The sequence below is a fragment of the Catenulispora sp. GP43 genome, from assembly GCF_041260665.1.
In the GTDB taxonomy this organism is placed as follows: domain Bacteria; phylum Actinomycetota; class Actinomycetes; order Streptomycetales; family Catenulisporaceae; genus Catenulispora.
The window spans coordinates 34,983-49,291 of record NZ_JBGCCT010000020.1 but is presented as its reverse complement, the minus strand read 5'-3'; the positions used below and the strand labels follow the sequence as shown (position 1 = coordinate 49,291).

The window sequence follows — 14,309 nt, the reverse complement described above, 5'->3', positions numbered from 1 at the left end:
CGGTCAATCGGATTGAGGCCGACACAGCCCGGCCGCCCCGCTCACTCCAGCGCGCTCAGGTCGTCGGTGCGGCGACCCCATGTTGAAGAGTCCTGAGTCAGCAGCTTCGCCGCGACGGTGCCGGTCTCCTCTTCGGATTCTTCGTCGTCCTCCTCCAGGAGTTCGTCCTCGTCCTCCGACGGGGCCGGCGGTACGTAGCCCCGCGGGAAGCGGCCCGAGCGCAGGTCCGGATCACGGTTCGCGCTGGCGGGCGCCTCGCCCGCGGCCCGGCGCCACGTGGTCATCTCCGGTTCGCCGTCCGGCGGGGCGACCGGCGGTTCCTCGTCGATCCAGGCGTCGGTCTCGGAGGAGATGATGCGGGCGTCTATCTCGCGATCGTCGGGATCGGAGCTCCGCAGCAGGCCGCTGAGTCCCAGCAAGGCGGAGGCGGCCGAGGCGCCGACCTCCCAGGAGCTGTGGTCCGCGCCGCCGGCGGGCTGGCCGAGGACCGGGACGACGTCGGGCGCCGGGCCGGGAACAATCCCCGACTTGGGCTTGGACTCGTGCTTGTGTCCGGTCTCTTCCTCAATCGCCGGACCAGGCACCCATCCGGTGAGGCCCACTCCCCCGGCGCCGGTCCCGTCGGCCGAGCCGGCCTCGCCGGCCAGCGCCTCGGACTCCTCGCCGGACCAGGGCTCCTGGACACCGCCGAGCAGGCCCGAGGAATCGGAGCGCTCGGTGTTCGAGTTCTGCGATCCGGCACCGGAGCCCGGCGGCATCATCGGCATGCCGGGCTCGCCGGCGCCGGGGCCGCTGCCGGACAGGGATTCCTCCGTGGGCAGGCCGGCCTCCTTCGGCAGCCCGGACTCGTTCGACAGACCTTCGAGCGGCAGGCCCTCGGTCGGCAGGCCCTCGGTCGGCAAAGCCGACTCCGTCAGCGGACCGTCCTTCAAGCCCGAACCGCCGGACGGCGCCCCGCCCTCCGACCCGGGCTCGTTCACCGAACCCGGCGCCGCCGACTCCAGCCACGGCGCCGCGCCCTCGCGCAGCAGCCCCGCGGCATCCGGACGCTCGCTGTTCGAGTTCTGCGACCCGTTCTGCCCGCCCATCGGCGGCATCATCGGCATCCCGCCCTCGCCTGCGCCGGGACCGCTGCCGGTCAGGGACTCCTCCGTGGGCAGCCCGGACTCGTTCAGCCCGTTGGGCAGCCCGGACTCCGTCAGCGGACCGGTCTCGAGCGGCGCCCCGGGCACCCGGCCGGTTGCGTCGTTCAGCCCCAGGCCGCCCTTGGGCGCGCCGAGTTCGGACCCGGGCTCGTTCACGGACCCGGGCGGCGCGGACTCCAGCCACGGCGCGATCGAAGACCGCAGCAGCCCCGAAGCGTCCGGACGCTCGTTGTTGTTCTGCGAACCGCTCCCCCCGCCCATCGGCGGCATCATCGGCATGCCGCCGCCGGTGCGGTCGGTGCTGTCCGGGCCGTTGCTCTGCAACGGCACGTCCAGCGGAGGGCTCAGCGGACTGGTGACAGGAGGCTTGGTCAGCGACAGGTCCTTGGGCAGTCCATCCGCCCCGACCCCGTTGCCGTTCCCGTTCCCCTTCAGCGAGTCCGTCGTCCCGGGCGGGTTCGAGACCGGGTACCGGCCGGTCAGCTCGTTGCCCGGGTTCAGTACCTTGTCCATGGTCGGATCGAGCGTCCCGGGCGCGTGGACGCCGGACAGCTGGTCGTTCGGCAGGTTCTCCGGGTTCGTGACGCTTCGGTTGGTGGTCACCGGCAGCGGCAGGCCGTCCGGGCCGACGCTCTTCACCGGCGGCGGCACGACCGAGACCGGAGGCGGCAGCTGGCTGCCCGCGCCCGAACCAGAGCCCGAGGAATCGCCCGGCGGCGGCGCGACCTTCGCCGGGGGCACGGTGACCCCGTCCGGCGGCGGCACGACCGAGCCCGGAGGCGGCGCGATCGCCTTCGTCTGAAGCGGCGGCGGCACCACGGATCCCGGGGGCGGCACAGTCTGGCCCGGCGGCGGCACCTTGGCCGGCGGCGGTACCTGAGTCTGCGGCGGCACCTTCGGGGGCGGCGGCACCTGGGGCGGCGGAGGCACCTTCCCCGGCGGCGGAACCTGCGGGGGCGGCGGGACCTGCGGCGGCGGGGGAACCTGGGGCGGCGGCGGGACCTGGGGCGGCGGGGGAACCTGGGGCGGCGGCGGGATCGGCGGCGGGGGCGAGATCGGCGGCTGTTTGGTGGGATCGTTGACCGGCGGCGGCGCGTGCACGCCGTCGATCGTCACCTGGTAGTCGGCGGCCAGGTCGTTCAGGACCTTGCGCATGTCGCTGGTCATCATCTTGACCAGCTCGGGCTTCTCGTGGATCATCACCAGGCCGTTGACCACCGAGGCCGGCGGGGTCATGTTCAGCGCGGCGGTGGCGTAGTAGTTGTCGATCGACGACATCTGCGACTGCGCCCAGCTCAGGTAGTTGCCGTTGTTCACCAGCTGGTTCGGGATCGAGTCGACCCCGGTCGGCCCGCCGGCCAGGGACTGCGCGACGGCCAGCACCTGGTTGGAGAACGTCGTCATCGCGCTCAGGAACGCGTCGGCGGCCGCCCCGGTCCACGGGCCGTTGGTGCCGGCCAGCGCGTTCGCCTGGTCGATGATGCTCTGCCCGACCATCTGCAGCGTCGCCTGGACGTTGTAGAAGTCGTAGCCGGCGTCGATGAGGGTCTGCGGATCGGCGATGCCCTGGGCCCGCGACTGGGCGTCGGTGTCGCCCGGCGGCAGCTCGGCGCCGCCGAGGATGGCGGCCTCGATCTGGTGCCAGTCCCAGCCGGCGTAGTCGTTCTTGGACCCGTGGGTGGCGGGATTGCCGAACAACCCCCCGTTGGGGCCCTCGACGAACCCGCCGCCGGTGGTCTCGCTGTTGCTGCTGTCGCCCATACCCTTGCGTCTCTCGCTCCGATGTCAATCAGCCGCACAGATGTCAGTCAGCCGCACAGGTGTCAGTCAGACCGCACAGATGCCGGCACCGCGCCCGGGCCGCGGCACGCCGGGCCCGACCATCCGGCGCGGCGTGCCGCGGCCCGGTTTCCCCGGTACCGCTCAGCTGCCGCCCGGCGGGCTGCCGCCGCCGCCGGTGTCGCTCACCACTCCGCTGAAGTACCCCTGGGCCCCGTTGAAGGCCTTCTGGACGTCCCCGGCGTCGGCCTTGTTGGCCTCCTCCGTGGTCTTGTACTTCAGGGTCAGCGCGCTCACCGCGTTGTGCACGCTGAGCAGGCCGTTGCCCAGGTCGCTCAGGGCCGTGTGGTACTTGGCCTGGATGCCGCCGTCGCCGTTGTCGCCGCTGATGTTCGTGCGGATCATGTCGGCGTGGTAGAACGCGCCCGGCTGCACGGGGGTCATCTTCTTGAGCGTCGTCACCAGGCCGTTGACCGGGTCCTGCAGCGACTTGATGTGGTCGGCGAACAGGTCCAGCGACGGCGTGTCGACCGAGGTGGTGCCGGAGTTCGTCTTGCCGCCGGGGACCTTCGGCGGGTTGGGGCCCGGGCCCTTGGGCAGCGAGGACGGCGGCGGCCGGTTGGCGTCGTTCGGCGACCACTGCAGGTTCGGAGGATTGAGCCCCTTGGGGGGATCGCACTTCTCCCAGTCGTAGTAGCCGCCGGAGTCGCCGAAACCGGGCTCGTACGTGTTCGCGTACCAGGTCTTATCGGTGTAGTCGTACAGATACTGGCCGTCCGGGGACGTCCAGTTCATGTCGCTGGTGGGATCGCTCACGGCTCACTGCTCCCAGAGGCCGAGCCCCTGGTACTCGGCGTTGGCGTAGGCGTCGTTGATGTTGCTCAGCGAGTTCATGGCGTTGTTGGCCTGCACCGCCATGTCGGCGGCCTTGGCGTCCCAGACGGCCTTGGCGGCGTAGTACGCCTGCTGCGAGTCCGACGTCCACTCCGCCAGGTGCATCTTGGAGCCGTCGTCGAGCTCGGAGAGCAGCTGCTGGATGTGCTGGGAGATCACGCCCATCTGCGCGGCGACCTCCTGGACGTTGCTCATGTTGACCGTGTACGTGGCCATGGATCAGTACCTTTCGGTGTCGGGCGCCGGGCTCACAGGCCCTGCAGGCCGGGCAGGCCCTGCATGAAAGCGGAGGCCATCTCGGAGGACTGCTCGTGGGTGTTGGTGTAGACGCCGGTGTGGGACGAGAGCTTCTCGCACATACCGGCCAGCTGCTTCTGCACGATGCCCAGGTCGTCCAGGTAGGCGGCCAGGGCCCGGCCGAAGGTCGAGGCCGCCTCGCCGGTCCAGTTCGCCATCAGCGTCGACTGCTCTTCGGACATGTCCTGGAAGGCCGTGTTGACCTGGTCGAGGGCGTTCTGGAAGTCCTGCTGGGCCGAGACCATGCCCTGGACGTCGACGGAGGTGTTCGCGGAGCCCGTGGTCGGGGTGGACACGGGGCCTCCTTCCTGTGGAGGGACGCGGCCTGCGGGCCGCTTGCCGAGTTCATGCTCGGGTGCGCGAGAAGGCGGCGGCCACGGGTTGCGGGCAGCCGTGCCCGACTCACCATGGAGCCCTGCCCCACCGGTCACCCTTCGGCGTGCGGCACAGGCGGCCTCCCGCAGGACGGCGCGGCGGGCGGCGCGGCGGGGTCGGGGGCCTCGACGGCGAACTCCCGCAACCGCAGCCGGCGCTGGTGCTCGGCGAAGCGTCCGACCCCCGGCCCGGTCCCGGCCATGTAGTCGCGCTGCCACTGCGGCGCGTCGGGATCGGCGCCGGGCAGCTCGCGGCCGACGAGGAAGTCGAAGCGGCTCGCGGTCCAGGACCGGTAGGCGGACTCCTCGGGCATGGCCTCCATGGGAGCGCGCGCCGGCTCGAAGCGCTCCAGGTCGCCCCGGCGCTGCGGGACGATCATGGCGAACGGCTCCCCGGCCCGGAACTCGATGTCGGCGCCGGGCCGGGTGATCTTCCAGTTCATGGTGAACGTGGCGACCGCCCAGTCGGTCTCCACCACGCCCTCCAGCGGCCAGGCGCCGTCCTTGGGCAGGTTGGCGGGGCCGCGTACCAGCAGGTTCCAGCCCGGCGGGGTGCGGATGAGCACCGGGACCCGCCAGGTGAGGATGCCGTAGCCGAAGTGGCTGGACGCCTCGTGGTGCCGGGCCACGCCCTCGTACTCGATGTGCAGGCTGGAGACGTTGTCGCCGCCGTCCCAGCGGGCGACGAAGGTCTCGGAGTTGATCAGCCACCAGCCGGACTGGTTGGCGATCAGCAGCGGCAGGCAGCGGTTGACGAAGCGCTCGCTGGTCGCGTCCATCCATTCCCGGCGGATCGGGGCGGCGGTGATGTCCAGGTGGTTGCGCGCGACGCGGTAGGCGATCAGCGGCAGCGGGCCGTCCTCGGCGGGCTCGGTCTCTTCGGCGTTCTCAGTGCTCTCAAGCATCAGGACACCAACTCCGGCCGGCGCTCGGACGCATGCTCGACGACCCGCCACACGTCCTCGGGTTCCAGCACCGGCGATCGCGCCAGGTCCGCGACCCGCGCGGCGAACGCGAAGGCCTCGGGCACCCCGGTGTCCGCGGGCGTGTCGGCGAAGCACTCGGCCAGCGCGGTCATCCCGGCCTCGCCGATCTGGTATCCGCGCCGGGCCAGATGACGCGCGCTGAGCAGGGCCAGGTCGGAGGGCGAGTAGTCGGCCAGGACCAGCGACTCGGCGAAGCAGTCGAGCAGATCGGCGCGGCCGCGCAACAGGTCGGCGGCGTGCTGCGGCTCGACGGCCAGGACGACGGCGACCCCGGGATGGTCGGCGACGGCCCGCGGCAGCGCTTCCAGCACGGCGGCGCGCGCCTGGTCGCCGGACGCGGCGAAGGCGTCGTCCAGCCGCAGCAGCAGCACTCCGGACTCGGCCTCGGCGAACACCGAGCGGGCGAAGAAGGCCGGCTGGCCGGCCCAGCGTGCCGGGAACTCGCTCAGCGCGGCCTCGTGCACGGCGCGGGACCGGATCAGGCCGAGGTCGGCGAGACAGTGTGCGTAGATGCGGGCGACGGCGCCGCGTCCGGACCCGGGGCGGCCCTCCAGCACCAGGTTGGCCAGGCCCGTGGTGGGCTGGCCGCCGTCGCGCAGCCGGACCAGTCCGGCCAGCCGGGCCCGCAGGGCCTCGCGCACCTGGTCCAGGCCGGCCAGCGCGGCCAGGCGGCGCATGCCGGGGGTGTCGTCGAAGCCGTCGCGCAGCCCTGCCTCCCCGCCGCTGGCGGCCGCGGCGCCGAGGTCCGCCGCGGTGAAGCGGCTCAGGTCGGAGTCGTGCGCCTCGGGGTGCGAGGCCAGCCGGGTGGCCTGGTTGCCGACCATCTCCTCGAAGACCTTGCGCGCGACGCGGCCGTTGCCGAATGTCGGGCCCTTGGGCGCCTGCTCGAAGTAGCGGGTGAGCGCGGCGAGCGTGTCGTCGCCGAGGTCGTAGCGGTGCGCGGCGCACATGCCGCGCACGATGGTGACGAGCTCGGCGACGCTGTAGTTCGGGAACTCGATCGTGCGCGAGAAGCGCGAGGCCATACCGGGGTTGGAGCTCAGGAACTGCTCCATGTGCTCGGAGTACCCGGCCGCGATGACCACCAGCTCGTTGCGGTGGTCCTCCATCATCTTCATCAGGGTCTCGACCGCCTCGCGGCCGAAGTCGGGGCCGGCGCCCTTGGACTGGTTGGTCAGGGTGTAGGCCTCGTCGATGAACAGCACGCCGCCCAGGGCCTTGGTCACCACCTCGGTGGTCTTGATCGCGGTGGCGCCGACGTACTGGGCGACCAGGTCGGCGCGGGCGACCTCGATCATGTGGCCGCGGGGCAGCACGCCGAGCTCGGCCAGGACCGCGCCGTAGATGCGGGCGACGGTGGTCTTGCCGGTGCCGGGGGGACCGGCGAAGACCAGGTGACGGCTCATCGGCGGCATGGGCAGGCCCATCTCCTCGCGCCGCTGCGCCATCTTGATCAGGTCGATCAGGCCATTGACCTCCTGCTTGACGTTGGTCAGGCCGACCAGCGCCTCCAGTTCGGCCAGCGGGCCGGTGCCGATGTGGCGGGCCAGGCCGGGGGCCTTGGGGGTCTCGGGGCTGTCGGGGCCGTCCGAGCCGTCGGAGCCGTCGGAGCCGTCGGGGCCGTTGGGAAGCTCTCGGACATCGCGGGTTTCGCGGGCCTCCCGGATCTGGCGGACCTGGCGGACCGGACCGGCCTCGCGCCCCTCGCGGATCTCGCAGTCGATCATGTCGACGGCGCCCTCCGGGGCGTGGACGGCCTCGTCCTTGTTCCCCGCGATGCGGCAGCCCCGCAGGTCGGCGCGGCCTCCGTCGTGGACGTCGAGGCCGTGGCCGCCGGCGCCGGTCAGGCGGGAGTCGGTCGCGGCGAACGTCGCGCCCTCGTGCACCGTCACGGCCGAGCGCGGGGCGTCGCAGAACTCTGTGTCGTGGGCGGTGAGGGCCGAGCCGGTCACGGTGGTGCCGCAGGCACGCAGCACGCACGACTCCAGCTTGGCCTTCGCGTCCTCGGCCGCGACCAGGCCGTTGCCGTCGGCGGCCCGGATCTGCACCCGGCCGAGCTCGACGCCGGCGCCGTCGGAAAGCTCGACGCCGGTGCCCTGGGTCCGCAGGTCGCCGCCCCGGACCTGGAGCACCGCGCCGGCCTGCGCGCGGATCCCGGAGCCGTCGGCCACCACCGTCAGCTCCTCGAACTGCGCGGTGGCCGCGCCGGTGGCGAACACGGCGCTCTGGGCGGCGTCGCGGATCTGCACGGCGATGAACAGCGCGTCGCTGCCGCCGTCGACCAGGACGCCGACCGGACAGCCGCTGATCTGCCAGCGGTCGAAGCGCGGCCGGGCCTTGCCGGTGACGTAGACCGCGCCGGCGGCGTCGGCGACGGTGCAGTCGGTGAGGACCGGCGCGGAGGCTTCGGCCACGTAGACGGCCTGGCCGCCGGAGCCGGTGAAGGCGCAGCCGGTGACCTCCACCTCGCCGCGGGAAGCGATGTAGAGGTCGAGCGCGGCGCCGCCGCTGACCCGCACCCCGGTCAGCCGGGCGCCGGCCGCCTGCTCCACGGCCAGCGCGGGCTTGCCGCACGCGGTGAGTTGGCAGTCCTCGACGATCGCGTGGGCGGTGCCGTTGACGACGATCCCGTTGCCGACCGGGCCGGTGACCGTGCAACCCTTCGCGGTCAGGCGGCCGGTCTCGGCGACCACGATCGCCGAGGAGCCGACGTCCTCGATCACCGTGTTCTCGACGATGTTGGCACCGGTGGTGCCCGCGGCGCCGCCGGAAGTCACCACGATCCCGGCCCCGGTGCGGTTGGTGACACGGCAGCCGCGCACCGCGAGCGTCCCGGCGTGGTGCGCCAGCATCGCGGCCCACGCGGCGCCGCCGATCTCGCAGTCGTCGAACGCCGCCTCGCCGCGCCGCACTTCGACCGCCGGCGCCTGGTCACCGGCGCCGATCAGGACCAGGCCGGAGAGCTGGACGGCGTCGGCGTCGACGATCAGGGCACTGCCGCCGGCGCCGCCCTCGATCCGCACGCTGCCGGCGGCCTGCTCGGCGGCCAGGGTGACCACCCGGTCGAGCACGACCTGCTCGGGGTAGGTGCCGGGGGCGATGGAGACCAGTGCGCCGTCGCGGGCCTGGCGCAGCGCGGCGGTGATGGTCGGGTAGGCGTCGGCGCGGTCGGGGGCGACCACGAGTTTCTGGCGGGTCATGAGGCCGTGCCTCCAGGTGTGGTGGCCGGGGGCCGGTTGGTGGTGGTGTCGGTCGCGGAGCCGTCAGTACTTTTTGTCGCGTCAGCGGCGATGACGATGAGCCCGGGCGGACTGCCGTAGCGACCGCGCAGCTCTTCGGGGAGCTCGTCGGGGGCTTCTTCCTGCCGCCAGCGCTCCCCCGCCTCGGCCAGCCCGGTGAGCGCCACGTCGTCCAGCGGCACCCGGCCCGGCTCGACCCGGCCGTCGGCACCGACCTCGGACGCGGACAGCTCCCGCAGCAGCACCCTGGGGCCGTCGTCGGTAGTGGCACTCAGCACCTTGAAACTGGTTCCCGGCAGGAAGACCACCTGATCCGGATGCTCCGGCGCGACCAGGTGGGTGCGCCGCGCGGTCATCGACCAGATCAGCACCTCGACGGCACCGGGCAGCCGCAGCCGCCCGCCGGTGACACCCGGCGCGAACGCCCACTCGGTGACCACCTTCCGACCGCCGTACCAGCGCACATCGCGCTCGGTCAGCTCGGCACGCATCAGCACCGGCCCGCGATGCGAGGGCAGCCGCCGCAACCCGGAGGCGATACACCGGGCCAGCGGCACATGCGGCCCGCCGGCCCCGGAGCGCACCAGGTCGTCGAACCGGCGGGTGTGCCCGGACAGGTAGAGCTGGACGGCGACCAGGTCGACCAGCACGTCGGCGGTCGGCGCCCCACCCGCGCGCAGCCCGGGGAACTCCGACAGGATGCGGGCGACGGAGCCGGCGGTCGCGTCGTACTGCCCGGCGAGGTTGCGCCGCAGCCACTGGCGCTCCAGGTCCAGGGACCGCGCCGGCGGGACAGCAGTGGTCTCGGGGCTGGGGACGGGTTGGACGCGTGCGCCGGAGCGGGGGGCGGCCGGCGGTCTGGGGGCCGGGGGCGGTGTTTGTGGCCGGACAGGCTCGGGGGCTGGCGGCGGGGCGACGACCTGAGTCGGAGCGATGGTGTGGCCCGGGGCGAGAGGCGGCGGGACCGGACCGGCGACGGCGGGCGCGAGGACAGGCGCCGGTGTTATGACCGCCGGCAGGGGAAGGTCGAGCGATGGCGGACCACTTTCCAGGCTGAAGCGGCCGATCGGTGGCAGTGCGGGGGCGAACTCGGCGACTGCTTCGGCGGGCTGCTCGGCAACCGGCGGAGCCTCCACGACCGGAACCAGTGCCGGGACCGCCGCGCCTTCGATGTCTGCGAAAGCCGACCCGGCGATCAGGCTGGGCGCGGCAACCGCTTCGATAGGCCCCTCGACAGTCGCCTCGGCGGGCTCTTCGACGACGCCCTCAGCGCGCGCCGCAACCGCCTCGACGAGCTCCTCCACCGTCGCTTCGGCAGGCGCCGCAACAGCTTCATGGATCTCACCGGCCACCGAACCGGCGGCTTCCTGCTCCCAAGCCGCCACCGCCCCCGCAGCCGCCGGGTCCGCCGCGGCCCGGATCAGCGTGATCGCCGCTGTAGAGGGCAGCACCTCGGCGAGCTTGCGGACCTCGGTCTCCAGGCGCGGCAGCACCTCGGCGGCCAGGCGGCGCATGCGTTCGGCGACCGCCGCCGTTCCGGTCGCGGCGTGGAACACCCGGCTGCGGCCCGGGTCGATCGGGGCGGCGCGGACCGCCGAGGCGTCGCGGGGCGGCTCCGGGGGCCGCATCCACAGGCCGCTGCGGGTCACCTCCAGCACCGCGTCCGGTGCGTACTCGTACACCCCCGAGGCCACCTCGGCCAGGCCCTCGATCGGGGCGCGGTAGCCGACCGGTTCGGGGTCCTGCGCCTTGCCCTGCTCGCGCGGCAGGTATCGCAGATCCCAGACATACGGTCGCCAGTGCATCGCGCCGTTCGGCAGCAGCACCCTGATGCGCGATCCGCCCGATCCCCACGGCGCCAGCACCGGCACCCCGGTCGCCGCCACGACCGGGGTGGCGAACAGGTCCGCCAGGGCTTGGCCGAACGACTCGTCGGCCGGGTCCGGTGATCCGTCGGCCGGACCATCAGCCGAATCCGTCGCGCCGAACTCGGCGAAGCGCACCATCGGGCGCGTCTGCTCGTCGAGCTGGTCCCAGAACGCCTTCACCGCCGCCAGCGGCACCGAGGCGGGCCCGGGGTGGCCGACCACGACCCGCGGGTAGCCGGGGTCCATCTGCAGCCCGCCGGTCAGCCACTTGCGCAGCGAGTCGGCGGCCTGCGGCGCGCCGGGCCCGGTAATCCAGGCGCCGGCCGGCAGCGGCTCGACGCGCACCCCGCCGCCGAGTTCGCGCGGCTCGGCGAACGGCCGGCCCTCCCAGGCCGGGGTGGGGAGTCGGCGGGAGTGCGCGACCGGGAGGTGGCCCGGTTCGTAGCGGGTCCAGCCGGCGCCGGCCGTGGCCGGGACGAACCAGCCGTCGGCGACCTCGGCCGCGTCGCCGTCGGGGGCCAGCACCGCCCGGCCCAGCAGGTGCGAGAGCCATTCGGCCAGCGTCGCGGCCGCCGAGCGGTCCGGACCGACCGGGACCAGCCGCAGCTCCCCGGGCCGGTCGGCCAGGCACGCCGCGACGGCGGCCCGGTCGCGGACGCCCGCCATCGGCGGCAGGTCCAGGAAGACGAGCGTGGGCTCGTGCCGCGCGGCCAGATCCGCGCACCGTTCGAGCACCTGCGGATCCGGGCCCGCCACCGGATGCAGCAGCACCGCGCCGCCCAGGTCGGTCCAGGCAAGCGCGGCCGACCCGCCGCGGCGCCGGGTGCTCAGCCCGCGGACCACGGCAGCTCCTGACGGGCCGCGTCGACGCTGAGCGGGGGCCCGGCCGGCAGCAGGCTGAGAATCGGGTCCGGCACGACGTGCCCGACGGCCCCGGTGTACCCCAGGGCCCCGATCGAATCGCTGCCCTCCAGCTCGAACCGCTTCCCGGCGTCGGTGATCAGGAACACCCGCGGCGACCCGGTCTGCGGATCCGCCTCCGATGTCACGGCCAGCAGCCCGGTGCCCGCCGGAAGCACCACCGGCGTGTTCGCGGGCAGCAGCCGATCGGCCTCGGTCACCAAGGTGATCTGCGGCATGCTCGGCTGCTGCGAAGCCGTCGTGGGCGTCGGCGGCGCCGGCTGGAGCACGCACAGCCGCACCCCGTCGGGCGAATACGGAGTCGAAGACAGTACATCCGGCAACCGCCGCAGCAGACTCTGGTCCGAGGACGCCGGCGCGGCGGCGATGTCGGCTGGCCCGACCTGGACCGGCGGATGGTAGCCCGGAGCCGTGGCGAACAGCGCCGCCTCCGTGCGGGTGATCGGCGCCAGACCGTCGGTGCGCAGGACGTAGAACTGCGCGACCCCCGCCGCCGTCGCCTGGAACAACTGCCCGACCGTGGCCTGCGCCCCGGCGATCTTCGGCCCGCGCGCGCCGGCGCCGGGGATCGTGGCCGGGCCGATGGGGTCGCCGGTGGCGAGCAGCGCGAGCCACGCCGCGTCGGCCGGCAGCGGCGCCTGGTCGCCGAGCCCCAGCGCGGCCAGGACGGAGGCGTTGGGCACCGGGTACTTCTTCGCGCCCCAGAGCACGTACTCACCGGAGATCCCGGCCGTGCCCAGCGCCGTCTTCGAAGCCGCCGCGACCGCCGTGACCAGGATCGGACGCTGGGGTGCGGGGTCGGTGCGGCCGGCCGGGGCCAGATCGGTCACCGTCCCGCCGCCGGAAACGGACCCAGACCCGGAACCAGAACCAGACCCAGAACCAGACCCGGAACCGGCCCCCGACCCCGCCGGCCCCAGACACAGCGCCCAAGCCCCGTTCAGCAGCGCGGTCGGCGCCGGCAGGCCCTCCGGCGCCCCGGCGATGCCGATCCGCGACCCGACCGGCGTCCCGGCCAGCGCCGTGTGCGCGACCATGCTCACCGGCTTGGTGCTGCCGGCCAGCCGCGCCGAGGCGTAGTTCGCCGCCGGCCGCAGCGTCCCGCCGAGCAGCACGTACCGGGTCCCGGTGTCCTTGTCCACGATGATCGAGCCCTGAGCCCGCCAGGAGAAGTCCGGCGCCGGGGAGATCAGGCCGAACACCACCGCCCCGCCGGACAGGAGGACGGCGCACACCAGGCCGAGCACGACCCCGAGGTTGGCGCGCCGCATCGGCTGCTCCCCGGTCCCGGGATCGCCGGCGGTCAGCGCGTGGACCAGGCGGCCGGTGGCGAACTGGTAGGCCTGGATGTGGTCGCGTCGGGTCTGCATGCGGCGGCCCTACTTGATCAGTGCTCGGAAGTGGGCATAGACGTGGAACACCTGGAGCAGCAACGGAAGCAGGGCCAGCGAGGTCAGCAGTTCCAGGTTGTCGGCGAGCTGGCCCCAGACCGGGAGCAGCCGCCGTCCGGGCAGCTCGCCGGACGCCGCCAGCAGCGCGACGGCGCACAGCAACAGCACCAGCAGGCCCGGCGTGCGGCCGGACGGGCCCAGGCCCGAGACGACCTTCAGCGCCACCAGCGCCAGCCCGGCCGCCCCGCTCACCGCCAGCGGCACCCGCTGCCAGGCCAGGTTCAGGCCGCGTGCCCGGAGCAGGACCGCCACGCCCAGCACCCCGGCCAGCGTCGCCCCGGCCCAGCCCGGCTGGCGCACCAGCTGCGCGAAGGCGGTGCCGTACACCAGCGAGCAGGTGATGAACAGCGCGTCCAGATGCGCCACCGCGCGCCCGGTCTGCTTCGTGACCAGCGCTTCGGGCACCGGATCGATGTCCTCCTGAAGTTCCTCGGCGGTCCGCGGCAGCAGTGCGACTCGTAGCCGGGCCACGCGCAGCGCGATCCGCAGGTTCACCGTCGTGGCCGCGAACAGCACCACGGCCAGGATCGCGGCGACGGCCGTGGCGCTGGCGGCGAACGCGGTGGCCAGCGCCGCGCCGCCGGCGGCGCACACCCCGGTCGCGGCCACCGCGCCGAACGCCGCGGTGGGCAGCCGTCCGGCGACCGCGACGCCGATCGCGACCGCGGCGACCGTGCAGCCGGTGATCATCAGGGCCTGGCGGTCCACGGTGAACAGGCCGTGCGCCCCGTGCCGGGCCGCGAACCCGGCCAGCGCGGCGAACCAGCAGGCGCCGAGCCCGACCAGCGTGCCGCCGATCCGGTCGGCCCCGCGCCGGGTCCGCACCGCGGCCCCGGCCGCGAGCAGCACACAGGCCAGCGCGTACAGGGTGATCCGCGTCGAGACCGTATGGACCCCGGCGACGCCGATCGCGAACGCGGCCGCCGCCAGCGCCGAGACCACCAGCAGCAGCACCGCGCTGAAGGCCGGGCGCCAGCGGTCGGCGCGCGCCGTGACCGCGTGCGCGACGCCGACGCTGACGTCGTCGAAGTCGAACTCGGGCAGCGGCGTGCTCTGCGGGCTCAGATACAGCACCTCGCCCTCGCGCAGGTCCAGGGACTCGGCGGTGGCGCCGAAGTCCAGCACGGCCCCGCCGAGCCGTTGCAGCACCCAGGCCTGGTCGGCGGCGTCGGGCCCGGCGGCGTGCCGGACCATGACCGGCAGCAGTTCGCCGACCGTCGCGCTCGCCGGGATGGCGAGGTCGACCCGGCGTTCGGGGCCGGCCACGGTGATGCGGCACTGGTCGGTCCCGCCGGGGGCGAGCCGGGGCGTGGCGGCGCCGGCGGTGGGGGCAGCGGCGTTCATTCAGGTCTGCT

At 73.9% G+C, this 14,309-nt stretch carries 9 protein-coding genes; all 9 read right to left on the bottom strand.

Features of this window, described 5'->3' with window-relative positions:
• Positions 1-41: 41 nt before the first annotated feature.
• Positions 42-2,906, bottom strand: coding sequence for a WXG100 family type VII secretion target (locus ABH926_RS33650; RefSeq protein ID WP_370369978.1), 2,865 nt, complete (start codon positions 2,904-2,906; stop codon positions 42-44).
• Between the two features lie 162 nt (positions 2,907-3,068).
• Positions 3,069-3,740, bottom strand: a complete 672-nt coding sequence (locus tag ABH926_RS33645) for a hypothetical protein (RefSeq protein ID WP_370369977.1) — start codon at positions 3,738-3,740, stop codon at positions 3,069-3,071.
• 3 nt (positions 3,741-3,743) lie between these two features.
• Positions 3,744-4,034, bottom strand: coding sequence for a WXG100 family type VII secretion target (locus ABH926_RS33640; protein ID WP_370369976.1), 291 nt, complete (start codon positions 4,032-4,034; stop codon positions 3,744-3,746).
• Positions 4,035-4,066: 32 nt separating this feature from the next.
• Positions 4,067-4,411, bottom strand: coding sequence for a WXG100 family type VII secretion target (locus ABH926_RS33635; RefSeq protein ID WP_370347323.1), 345 nt, complete (start codon positions 4,409-4,411; stop codon positions 4,067-4,069).
• Positions 4,412-4,542: 131 nt separating this feature from the next.
• Entirely contained in the window at positions 4,543-5,394 is an 852-nt protein-coding gene (locus ABH926_RS33630) for a DUF6065 family protein (RefSeq protein ID WP_370369975.1), read from the bottom strand.
• Positions 5,394-8,675: a right-handed parallel beta-helix repeat-containing protein gene (locus ABH926_RS33625; RefSeq protein WP_370369973.1), complete on the bottom strand. Its 3,282-nt coding sequence runs from the start codon at positions 8,673-8,675 to the stop codon at positions 5,394-5,396. Before ABH926_RS33625 ends, ABH926_RS33630 begins: the two co-directional genes overlap by 1 nt.
• The gene (locus ABH926_RS33620; RefSeq protein WP_370369972.1) at positions 8,672-11,425 is read right to left on the bottom strand and encodes a hypothetical protein; all 2,754 of its coding nucleotides are present in this window, start codon (positions 11,423-11,425) and stop codon (positions 8,672-8,674) included. The genes ABH926_RS33625 and ABH926_RS33620 overlap by 4 nt, the downstream gene beginning before the upstream one ends.
• Entirely contained in the window at positions 11,410-12,873 is a 1,464-nt protein-coding gene (gene eccB / locus ABH926_RS33615) for a type VII secretion protein EccB (protein WP_370369971.1), read from the bottom strand. Before eccB ends, ABH926_RS33620 begins: the two co-directional genes overlap by 16 nt.
• Positions 12,874-12,882: 9 nt before the next feature.
• Positions 12,883-14,298, bottom strand: a complete 1,416-nt coding sequence (gene eccD / locus ABH926_RS33610; protein ID WP_370369969.1) for a type VII secretion integral membrane protein EccD — start codon at positions 14,296-14,298, stop codon at positions 12,883-12,885.
• Positions 14,299-14,309 lie beyond the last annotated feature (11 nt).

Excerpts from the sequence above, each read along its gene's own strand:
- ABH926_RS33650 (WP_370369978.1), bottom strand. The coding sequence starts at position 2,906 with ATGGGCGACAGCAGCAACAGCGAGACCACCGGCGGCGGGTTCGTCGAG.
- ABH926_RS33640 (WP_370369976.1), bottom strand. The coding sequence starts at position 4,034 with ATGGCCACGTACACGGTCAACATGAGCAACGTCCAGGAGGTCGCCGCG.
- ABH926_RS33630 (WP_370369975.1), bottom strand. The coding sequence starts at position 5,394 with ATGCTTGAGAGCACTGAGAACGCCGAAGAGACCGAGCCCGCCGAGGAC.
- ABH926_RS33625 (WP_370369973.1), bottom strand. The coding sequence starts at position 8,675 with ATGACCCGCCAGAAACTCGTGGTCGCCCCCGACCGCGCCGACGCCTAC.
- eccB (WP_370369971.1), bottom strand. The coding sequence starts at position 12,873 with ATGCAGACCCGACGCGACCACATCCAGGCCTACCAGTTCGCCACCGGC.
- eccD (WP_370369969.1), bottom strand. The coding sequence starts at position 14,298 with ATGAACGCCGCTGCCCCCACCGCCGGCGCCGCCACGCCCCGGCTCGCC.